Origin of the sequence: Paenibacillus agricola (assembly GCF_011440305.1) — a bacterium.
GTDB lineage: Bacteria > Bacillota > Bacilli > Paenibacillales > NBRC-103111 > Paenibacillus_S > Paenibacillus_S agricola.
Genome location: NZ_JAAOIW010000056.1, coordinates 1 through 3,099, shown reverse-complemented (window position 1 = coordinate 3,099; position 3,099 = coordinate 1). Strand labels below are relative to the sequence as shown.

General features: G+C 43.5%; 3 protein-coding genes and 1 pseudogene. All 4 read right to left on the bottom strand.

What is annotated here, in order from left to right; genetic code table 11:
- Positions 1–257: 257 nt before the first annotated feature.
- Positions 258–1,451 (bottom strand): winged helix-turn-helix domain-containing protein, encoded by a 1,194-nt coding sequence (locus G9U52_RS38920; RefSeq protein WP_166158827.1) that lies wholly within the window; start codon positions 1,449–1,451, stop codon positions 258–260.
- Positions 1,448–1,642, bottom strand: a complete 195-nt coding sequence (locus G9U52_RS38915; protein WP_166158825.1) for a hypothetical protein — start codon at positions 1,640–1,642, stop codon at positions 1,448–1,450. The genes G9U52_RS38920 and G9U52_RS38915 overlap by 4 nt, the downstream gene beginning before the upstream one ends.
- A 166-nt stretch (positions 1,643–1,808) precedes the next feature.
- Positions 1,809–2,261 carry a DinB family protein gene (locus G9U52_RS38910; protein WP_166158823.1) on the bottom strand — a complete coding sequence of 151 codons (453 nt, stop codon included), beginning with the start codon at positions 2,259–2,261 and terminating at the stop codon, positions 1,809–1,811.
- A 506-nt stretch (positions 2,262–2,767) separates the two neighbouring features.
- Positions 2,768–2,974, bottom strand: a pseudogene (locus tag G9U52_RS40715) (IS110 family transposase); the annotation flags it as partial.
- Between the last annotated feature and the right edge of the window lie 125 nt (positions 2,975–3,099).

Below are 3,099 nucleotides of genomic sequence, written 5' to 3'. Positions count from 1 at the left end.
TGACGGCCCGTGCAATCAGGGCTTATTCCTGACCTTGATCGGGGTAGTGATGAGTAGATGGAACGGCTAATACCGCCACTAGATTGAGTTTTATTTTATCGGCAGCTACTGCACTAACCTGCCCGTTAGTTTAGCCCGCCGCGCTTGAACCCCCACTAGAAACTCATGTACACATACAACGGCGCTACCGGACGCGTCGGCTTACCTGTTTCGTACGCGGAAACTTGTCGGCAAATGTTACCGGGGAACTGGAAATATCAGTTCATAGACACTGTCGAATTCGTCTCGCATCCGTTGAACAATGCAAAATTTTGAAAACAATTGTTCAAGGCTGTTCGCAATTGCTTTGTAGGCTTTATGTCGTTCTCGTACCAGATGTTTTTAACAACGAGCGTCCCGGCTTTTCGCTCCGCGATTACCTCGGCTCGTCCGATGAGGCTTTCTCCGTATATTAGAGGCAACACATAATAGCCGAATTTCCGTTTGATTGCAGGCGTGTAAATCTCCCAGGTGTAATCGAATCCAAATAATACGTTGATCAGTTTTCTGTCCCATATGAAATTATCTAGTGGGGCAATCAGCTCGCAGCGCCATTTCGGCGCCGGATTTTGCAGAACGGCTTCAATAAGCGGCAAGTCCTCCGTGCGGCAGTACAGTATATCCTTCAATTGTTCCACGGCAACAGCAACAATGCGAGCTTCATACAACAGTTGGCGGAAAACCTCGTTGCGCTGCTCCGCTTTCAATCCCCATATGTTCAGCCAGGCATCGGATGCGCGATTCCATAAAAGGCCAACAGCGCCGATTCGACGCAGTACCCGCCACTTGTGATGCTCAAGCTCGCCCTCCAGCGGCTCCGGCGCATTCAGCAGATTTGCCTGTATGTACTTCCCGGCGATATCGTAGTATTTACGCGTTCCTTTTTTGTGATGTATAATCAACTCGCCTGTCGAGTACATCTGCTCCAGCACCGACCGGGATGAATTGTTTCCGCTGCTCCAGTGGATGGCCGATTGCCAAGCGAAATTTCCATCCAATTTTAAATCATCCGAACTTAGCGCACCGTGATTTTGGATGTGAGCCCGTGTTTGCTCTATCAACGCTTCCATTTCGGGATAGCGCTTGGCATGTTGTCGGGCGGCCTGCCTGTACCGCTCAAAATACGGCCAGTCCTCGACAGGGATAATGGCCAAATTCTTGTCGGGATAATCGACAAGTCTTCTATCTTGATACAGCAACTCGGCGAGCATGTTCTTGGTAAAGCCTTTGATTCGCGACTGCAACACCAGTTCGGCGTTTTTTCCGCAAACATCGATGGGATCGTATTGAATACAGCCGACCTGCCGCACAAAATCCAATACTCCCTGCTTTCCGGAAAATTGATATTCGCCCAACAGCCCGTGCTTCAATAGCAGAAATTGCCGTGCCTGGCGGTTCGTCAATTGGATCATGTACACATCGGCTCCTTAACGAAACAAACGGGAGCCGCTTGCACATGATGATGGATGGCGAGGTTGCTTATCTCAATAAAGCTATTTGCTTCTTTCCATAATGATGGTATCCATTGGGGAGCTTCATTAGCAAACCCCTTTCCTAATTTTCCAATAACCGAAAATTGCTCTTTTTCAATGATTTCAGCCACGCCTATTCCCCCTATCCGTTGGAAAACACAAAAACAAACACATGTTCCCATTAAATGTTACCATTGTCTCAAGCATAAAAACAAGAGCTATTGAAAAATAACTGCCCGTTACTTTAGCAAACAAAAAGGAGCCGCGACGTGCAGGCTCCTCAACTATCGTTCGCGGTTAGTTTAATCTTTCCTCTATTTGTTTGAGATGATGGATATCGTGATCTATAAATATTTTTAAGTGCTTTTCTACTGTAAATTGACGCTTTCCAGTTCCAATCGTGAATTTTACAGTACTCTCGACCCCAGAAATGGTTTCAATCAATTGTTTTCTTTCCTGGATTAAATCGTCTATTAAGGATTCAACCGTTATGTAACTTCCGATATACTGAATTGCTTCTTTGTTATGTAGGTCGTGATCGGGAAAAGCTATTAATTTCGCTCCTTCAGCCATATTCGGAACATGCTGCTCCAAAATAAATTTATCCCAATAATATAAATGACCTATGATTTCCTTTACTGACCATTTCCCTTCCTTGATGGGTTCAAGAAGCCGTTGTTCATCAATTCCTTTTAACTTCGAAATCTCTTCAGTTGACTTCTCATAATTAAAAGCTAGTTTAATACCCATTAAGAACCTCCAATGCTTGTTTATGGGTATTATAACCTTTTTTAATACATATTGTAAAGAACATTTGTTCCCACTCATTAATATGAAATTACGCTAAACTCCCTCTATGAAGAAAGCGAATTCTCTCGTTTCCTCTTGTTTTCTTAAGTTTTCATAGCAGCGTTGGTATATTAATCATTTAAATACTGGAATAAGTCTTCATTTAAGGTTAATTTTGGAGCGATGGAGAAAAAAAGATCATTGTGCACTTAACCACTCTTATCCAAAAAGTGGATAATTGGTGCAATTATGGTCGCACTGGTGGATGTCCACATCTCTCATGGAGGTCAACCCTCCCAAGTCTCACAGAGTCTTCGCTCTTAAATTCCTTCGTCCAACCTTTCCATGAGGTGGATGTCAGCCATGCTGCCCGACAGGATCTTTTGTCCGTATTATAGCGTCTTTACTGACTAATCCGTGCTTCAAGTGTTGTTTACTGCTACTTTACTTAATAATTAAGAAGAAATCTAAGCTGCTTTCGGTAGTTCTGTCATATGTGGAATATCCTTTAACATTTGCTCTTCACTGAATTCACATTGCTTCTTGCCAATCGTAAACAGGATCCGGATAAGCTTATTACATATTGCGATCAGGGACTGCATTTTCTTCAAAGGATTATTTGTCCGTGTTGTAAAATACTGATGTAGAGCTTTGAAAGCACTGTTCTTAGCGATGTATCTGTTAACTTAAAAGTAGGCCAGCGGAGTCATTGAAAAACCAGCCACAACCGATAAACCAACTTGTAGAACGTAGACAGGTTGGGGGCAGGAGAGAATGATCCAAATGAACATCATGCAAC